The 6997-nt window shown below is 59.5% G+C and carries 6 protein-coding genes; 4 read left to right on the top strand and 2 right to left on the bottom strand.

The features are described 5' to 3' along the window. Positions 1-450: 450 nt before the first annotated feature. Positions 451-1161, bottom strand: coding sequence for a hypothetical protein (locus NT137_01520; protein MCX6652022.1), 711 nt, complete (start codon positions 1159-1161; stop codon positions 451-453). A 189-nt stretch (positions 1162-1350) separates the two neighbouring features. Between NT137_01520 and thsB the strand changes: the two genes are divergently transcribed. The 4 genes from thsB to dnaJ all read left to right on the top strand — a co-directional run bounded on the left by thsB (position 1351) and on the right by dnaJ (position 6653). Continuing rightward, complete coding sequence (thsB, locus tag NT137_01525; protein ID MCX6652023.1) at positions 1351-2997, top strand: thermosome subunit beta; 1647 nt, start codon at positions 1351-1353, stop codon at positions 2995-2997. Positions 2998-3094: 97 nt separating this feature from the next. Then, on the top strand, positions 3095-3646 hold the full coding sequence (locus NT137_01530) for a nucleotide exchange factor GrpE (GenBank protein ID MCX6652024.1): 552 nt from the start codon (positions 3095-3097) through the stop codon (positions 3644-3646). Then, complete coding sequence (dnaK, locus tag NT137_01535) at positions 3639-5507, top strand: molecular chaperone DnaK (GenBank protein ID MCX6652025.1); 1869 nt, start codon at positions 3639-3641, stop codon at positions 5505-5507. The genes NT137_01530 and dnaK overlap by 8 nt, the downstream gene beginning before the upstream one ends. 12 nt (positions 5508-5519) lie before the next feature. Beyond that, positions 5520-6653, top strand: coding sequence for a molecular chaperone DnaJ (dnaJ, locus tag NT137_01540; GenBank protein MCX6652026.1), 1134 nt, complete (start codon positions 5520-5522; stop codon positions 6651-6653). Between the two features lie 5 nt (positions 6654-6658). Here dnaJ and NT137_01545 read toward each other — a convergent pair. Beyond that, positions 6659-6997: HAMP domain-containing sensor histidine kinase (locus tag NT137_01545; protein MCX6652027.1), on the bottom strand; the 339-nt coding region annotated here is incomplete at its 5' end.

A 6997-nucleotide genomic window follows, 5' to 3' on the forward strand; every position in this document is an offset into this window, starting at 1 on the left:
TCCGCGAAGGACGCCCATTTCTGGGAACGGAGCGCATTCGGTCGGCTGACTCCTGCTTGCAAGGCAGGGGAGAACGCATTGTGCGTCTCCGGCGGCCTACTCCATCAGGAGCGTTCCAATGCCTTTCCCGCAGACCGTTGCTGGTCTCATGCCCGATGGAGCGATGAAGTTTTAGCCCAGAGCTTCAACCGTCTTTCTCTCCCAGGCAGAGAGTGCCTTACCCCTTGCGAGGTGTCTGGAAACTTCTGTGTGTGCGTCATGCCGTTCAAGAATTTGAATTTGTCGCCATTCATCCCACGACTAGAGTTCGTGGGTTTTCTGGCAACATATTCATAAAGAATCCGTTTGAAGACATATTTCCTGAAAGGCAAGTCCGCCCCTAATCAACACGCCTGAGATGCCTGGCAGCGGGCGCCACCCATCCTGTCTAAAGATGGTGGCAGAGCGCGCCTAGGCTCCAAATCCTGACGCGCTAGCCTTGGCTTTCAGGTCCCGGAGTCGTTCTCCGATGACGTCTATCGCCGCCGCATACTCCTTCGACACCAGCAGGAAATGCCTCTCCACCTTCTCCTTTGACGCCCCCCTGAATCCGTCCACTAGCATCCGGAAAGAGAAGGTGATATCGAGATACTGGCCTTTTTCGCGGACCTTCCAGCCACCCACCCTTTCTAGCGCCAAGGAAAAGAGGGGGTGTTCGGCGGTCGACCCTTTGCGCTTCTCCGCTTTGGCCAAGCTGCGCTTCAGCTCATCCAGTTCCGAATCCCTGCCGATCTTGGCCTTGGCGTCGCCCTGGTCTTTCTCCGCTTCCAAGGCCGCTATTCGTTCTAGGTTCTCGCTGCGCCAGGATTCGTAGGACCTTCTACCGCCGACCAAGTGCTCACCGGCCAGCGCGATGGCGAACTCTCGCAGGTCCACCGCCCATCCGGAAAGCATGACCGAACCTCTCGGGGGCCAGCTGAACTGCTTGATGGCCGGCCAAGGAATGACTAGTTCGATCTTGGTCTCCGTCCGCCGTTCGAAATCGCGTCGGTAGATGTCCTCCAGTCGATGGAGAGCATCTTGGCAGCCATTGCAGATGCCAGAGCCGAGGATGGCGATCTTCTTTCCTCCCACCAGGTCGCCGCTTACCGCCCGGCAGATGCTGCAAGATCTAAGTGTCATGGACGCGCTGTTCCAATGTATTGTATGGTAATAACCATTGCCTGGCGTTCGTCCATTGGAATGGCGGTCGAGCCTCAGGCGTCTGGCAGTTCAAGATAGAGTTATATAGAAGAACAAACATCTCACGGCCGCTAGCTCAAAGCTAGGAAAACCTATTTGTGAATCGAATTGGGAGGCAATCATATGGGAATGAGCCAGACACCTATACTAATCCTCAAGGAGGGCACCAAGAGGGACAAGGGCAAGGACGCCCAGTACAACAACATCATGGCCGCGCGCGCCATCGCTGACGCGGTCCGCAGTACCCTCGGCCCCCGAGGAATGGATAAGATGCTAGTTGACAGCATGGGAGACGTCGTCATAACCAACGACGGGGTCACCATCCTCAAGGAGATAGACGTAGAGCACCCGGCCGCAAAGATGCTGGTCGAGGTGGCCAAGACCCAGGATGAGGAATGCGGAGATGGCACTACCACCGCCGTCATCTTGGCAGGAGAGCTTTTGAAGAAGGCCGTGGACCTCATCGACGCCGACGTGCACCCGACCATCATCACCGCCGGATACAGGCTGGCATCGAACAAGGCCCTGGAGATCTTGGAGACCGTGTCAGCGCCGGTCGATATCAAGGACCGCGCCACGCTGAAGCAGATTGCCATGACCTCCATGATGTCCAAGGCCGTGGTCGGCAGCCGCGAGCACATGGCGGACGTCGCCGTGGCCGCAGTGCTCAAGGTGGCAGAGAAGACCGACGGTCGCTGGTACGTGGACACTGACAACATCCAGGTAGTCAAGAAGCAGGGTGGGTCCATGGACGACACCGGGATGATCGAAGGCATCATCGTGGACAAGGAGCCGGTGCATCCCGCGATGCCCAAGAAGATCGCCAAGGCCAAGATCCTCCTTCTCGATGCCGCTCTGGAGATCAAGAAGACGGAGATCGACGCCAAGATCGAGATCACCGACCCCTCGCAGATGCAGGCCTTCCTCAAGGAGGAGGAGCGCATGTTGCACGCCATGGTGGATAAGATCAAGAAGTCAGGCGCGAACGTGGTCTTCTGCCAGAAGGGCATCGATGACCTGGTGCAGCACTTCTTGGCCAAGGAGCAGATATACGCCGGAAGGCGCGTGAAGAAGAGCGACATGGAGAAGCTCTCTAAGGCCACCGGCGCAAGTGTCGTCACCAAGCTGGACGAGCTTGACCCGGCCGACCTGGGCAATGCGGACCTGGTAGAGGTGCGCAAGATCCAGGAGGAAGAGATGACCTTCGTCACCGGCTGCAAGAACCCCAAGGCGGTCAGCATTCTGATACGCGGAGGGACTGAGCACGTGGTGGATGAGATCGAGCGCTCCATGGACGATGCCACGAGCGTAGTCGCGGTAGCTATTGAGGACGAGAAGATGATCGCTGGTGGCGGCTCCTCGTCAGTGGAGATCGCCCTGAGACTACGCGAGTACTCCGCATCCGTCGGAGGCCGCGAGCAGATCGCCATCGACGCATTCGCTTCCGCCATGGAGGTCATCCCTACCGCCCTGGCGGAGAACGCGGGCTTGGACCCTATCGATATCCTCATAGAACTGCGCAAGGCGCACAAGAACGGCAAGAAGAACGCCGGTCTGAACGTCTACGAGGGCAAGGTCGATGATATGTTCAAGCAGAACGTGCTGGAGCCGTTCCGTGTGGGCAAGCAGGCCATTAACTCTGCCACCGACGCAGCGGTCATGATCCTAAGGATCGACGATGTCATCGCTTCCAGGGGAGGCGGGGGCATGGGCGGCGGTCCCGGTGGAATGCCCGGCGGCATGGGTGGGAACGAAGGCTTGGGCGACGTGGACTGAGCGAAAAAACCCGGAGGGCGCAAGCCCTCCTTCGAAACAATTTCATCCACAATGGTTTTAGACGATGAGATGTGTCGATATCCCAGAGGCGAGGGTCATGGTCGATGAAGGCGCCAACGACTCGGCCGCGGAGGCCTGCGAAGGGAAGCAGCAGGCGGAGCTCGAGCGTCTGGAAGAAGAGGTGAAGATGCTTCGCGGTCTACTGGATGAGCAGACAGCCATGACCGAGGAACACCTGGAATTGGCGAAGAGGATCCAGGCGGACTTCGACAACTACAAGAAGCGCGTTCAGAGAGAGAAGGAAGAGGTCGTCAGGTGCGCCAACGATCGATTGGTGCTGGATCTCCTCGGAACGCTGGACGATCTGGAGCGGGCTCTAAGCGCGAACTCCAACCCGGATGAGATCCATTCCGGGGTGAAGCAGATCCAGTCAAATCTATCGGCGTTGCTGCAGTCATATGGCCTACGGGAGATGCCTCTGACGGGGCGGTTCGATCCCAACCTGCATGAGGCATTGTGCGTGGGCGATGGTGAGGAAGGCACCATATTGGAGACCTTCCAGAAAGGGTATTATCTGGGACCGAGGGTGCTCCGGCACGCGAAGGTCATGGTAGGAAAATGCGGAGAAGAGGTGAAAATTGATGGCTAGGACAATCGGCATCGACTTGGGAACGAGCAATTCAGCCGCCGCGGTCATGGAGGGCGGAAGACCGGCGATCATCCCGAGCGCAGAAGGCACGAGCCTGGGCGGGAAAGCGTTCCCGTCCTACGTGGCCTTCACCAAATCAGGCGAACTGCTGGTCGGCGAGCCGGCGAAGAGACAGGCGGTATCTAACCCGGAGGGCACGGTGGCCGCCATCAAAAGGAAGATGGGAACGGACCACAAGGTGCGCGTGCATGGAAAGGAGTACACTCCGCAGCAGATCTCCGCCTTCATTCTCCAGAAGATTAAGCGGGACGCTGAGGCGTATCTGGGAGAGTCGGTGAGCAAGGTGGTCATCACCGTCCCCGCCTATTTCAACGACAACCAGCGGCAGGCGACCAAGGACGCGGGAACGATCGCGGGCCTGGATGTGGTGCGCATCATCAACGAGCCCACCGCCGCTGCCCTGGCATATGGTCTGGACAAGTCGGAGAAGGAACAGTGCATCCTGGTGTTCGATCTGGGGGGTGGTACGCTGGACGTGACCATCATGGAGTTCGCCCACGGGGTCTTCGAGGTCATCGCCACCAACGGCGACACTCAACTTGGCGGAACGGACATGGACGAGGTACTGATGAACTCCGTCATAACGCAGTTCAAGCAGGAGACGGGCGTCGACCTCTCCAAGGACAAGATGGCCATGTGGAGGGTGCGCGAGGCGTGCGAGAAGGCCAAGATCGAGCTCTCCACCACGACCACCACCGAGATCAACCTGCCGTTCATCTCCGCGGACGCCAACGGGCCGAAGCATCTCTCCACGAACATCACCCGGGCCAAGCTGGAGGAGCTGGTGAATCCCATCATCGAGCGCTGTCGGGGGCCCATGCAGACCGCCATGAAGGATGCCAGCCTGACCGCGGAACAGATAGACGCGGTCATATTGGTCGGGGGACCGACCCGCATGCCCATGGTGCAGCGGTTCGTGGAGCGCTATGCGGGCAAGAAGATACAGCGGGGCATGGACCCGATGGAATGCGTGGCCATGGGCGCCGCCATCCAAGGAGCGGTGCTGGCGGGCGAAGTGAAGGACGTCCTGCTGTTGGACGTCACCCCTCTTTCCCTGGGCATCGAAACGTTGGGCGGAGTGGCTACCAAGCTCATCTCTCGCAATACCACCATCCCCACGCGCAAATCCCAGATATTCTCCACGGCTTCGGACAACCAACCGGCGGTGGAGATTCACATCGTGCAAGGCGAGCGAGAGATGGCCCCTGACAACGTCTCCCTGGGTAGGTTCACCTTGCCTGGAATCCTCCCGGCACCAAGAGGAGTTCCGCAGATCGAGGTCGCCTTCGACATCGATGCCAACGGCATCCTCAATGTCAACGCGAAGGACCTAGGCACAGGAAAAGAGCAGAAGATCACCATCACCGCCTCCAAGAAGCTGGAGAAGAGCGAGATTGACCGCATGGTGGCAGAGGCCGAACGCTTCGCCGAGGACGACAAGAAGCGCAAGGAGAAAGTGGACGCCATGAACCAGGCGGAAACCCTCGTCTATTCCACGGAGAAGCTGTTGGTGGACGAGGCGGAGAAGGTCCAGCCAGCGGAGAGAGAGGCCATCCAGAAGGCCATCGCCGAGCTCAAGGAAGCACTCAAGTCCAACGACCTGGAGCAGATCAAGGCCAAGATGGAGGCTCTGACCAAAGAGACCTACAAGATCTCTGCGCGCATCTACGCTGAGGCAGCGCAGAAGGGCCAGGCACAGCAAGCTCCCCCCGATCAGGCGCAGGAGCCCAAGAGCGCCGAGGACAAGGACTCGTACGTGGATGCGGACTACAAGATAGTGGACGAGGACGAGAAGAAGTGAGAGCGTCGAACGATGGATAAGCGCGACTATTACGAGGTCCTAGGGGTGGCTAAGAACGCCTCCCTGGACAACATCAAGAAAGCCTACCGCACCCTGGCCCGAAAATATCATCCAGATGTGACCAAGGAGGAGAAGAAACAGGCGGAGGAGAAGTTCAAGGAAGTCTCCGAGGCCTATGAGGTCCTGGTCGACCCGGACAAACGGAAGCTCTACGACCAATACGGCCACGCTGGCCTTACCGGTCATTTCTCCAACGGAGGTTTCCAGTGGAGCGACTTCACCCACGCCTCGGACCTGCGGGACATCTTCGGGGACACGGGCGGCTTCGGCGGCGGCCTCTTCGACATGCTCTTCGGCATGGGCGGGCACGGACGCTCTGGACCGCAGAAAGGACAATCGCTACGTTACGATATCGAGCTGACGCTTGAGGAGGCGGCGGCCGGCGGCATCCGGGGGATCTCCATCCCGCACGCCGTTAGCTGCGAAGCATGCAAGGGGACGGGCGCCAAAGGGGGGAAGGTCTCCACCTGTTCGACCTGCGGCGGCAAAGGGCAGATCAGCCAGGTGCAGCAGCGCGGGTACAGCAGGTTCGTCAGCATCGCTCCTTGCTCGCGCTGCGGCGGCAAGGGGCAGGTGACAGAGGCACGCTGTCCCGAATGCGCGGGCCGTGGGCAGGAGGTCAAGACCCAGAAGCTGAGCATCGACGTGCCGCCTGGCATAGATGATGGCATGCGCCTCCGTTTCTCCGGAGCAGGCGATGCCAGCCCGAACGGAGGACCGCCCGGCGATCTGTACGTGGTCATCCACGTGAGGCCGCATGAGTTATTCAAACGCGACGGCGCGGACGTCTGGCTCGATTGGCCGGTCTCATTCTCCGATGCGGCCCTGGGCAGCGAGGTGGAAGTGCCGACCATCGACGGCAAGGCCTTGCTCAATCTTCCGGCAGGAACGCAGGACGACGCCGTCTTTCGAATGAAAGGCAACGGCCTGAACAAGGTCAATTCCCGAGGCAAGGGCGATCAGTTCGTGCGCATCAAGATCCGGGTGCCGAAGAAGCTCACTTCGGAGCAGAAAGCCCTGCTGAAGAAGTTCGCGGAGCTGGAAGGGAGCAAGAAGGGTCTGCTGGACCGGTTCCGGGGGACCTGATCGGTTCAGCCCGGAAAGCTCTCCATTCGGGGGAAGGAGAGCACGAACGTGGCTCCACGGGGCACGGTGTTCTCCGCCCGTATCTTGCCACCGTGTCGTTCCATCGTCTTCTGGGCCAGGTACAGACCAAGTCCGGTGCCCTTGGTCTCTCCAAAGCTGTAGCCCTCGTGGAAGATCTTTCCCCTGATCTCCTCTGGAACCCCCTTGCCATCATCTTCGACCCTCAGCTCGGTATAGGGGCCAGTGGTCTCGATGACGAAATTCACCCTCGTCGCTTTTCCATGCACCCTGGCGTTGCGGATCAGATTGTCTATGACAGATCCCAATGCAAGATCGGCCAGGAC

The organism is Methanomassiliicoccales archaeon (assembly GCA_026394375.1).
In the GTDB taxonomy this organism is placed as follows: Archaea; Thermoplasmatota; Thermoplasmata; order Methanomassiliicoccales; family UBA472; genus JAJRAL01.

Excerpts from the sequence above, each read along its gene's own strand:
- NT137_01520 (MCX6652022.1), bottom strand. The coding sequence starts at position 1,161 with ATGACACTTAGATCTTGCAGCATCTGCCGGGCGGTAAGCGGCGACCTG.
- dnaJ (MCX6652026.1), top strand. The coding sequence starts at position 5,520 with ATGGATAAGCGCGACTATTACGAGGTCCTAGGGGTGGCTAAGAACGCC.
- thsB (MCX6652023.1), top strand. The coding sequence starts at position 1,351 with ATGAGCCAGACACCTATACTAATCCTCAAGGAGGGCACCAAGAGGGAC.
- dnaK (MCX6652025.1), top strand. The coding sequence starts at position 3,639 with ATGGCTAGGACAATCGGCATCGACTTGGGAACGAGCAATTCAGCCGCC.
- NT137_01530 (MCX6652024.1), top strand. The coding sequence starts at position 3,095 with ATGGTCGATGAAGGCGCCAACGACTCGGCCGCGGAGGCCTGCGAAGGG.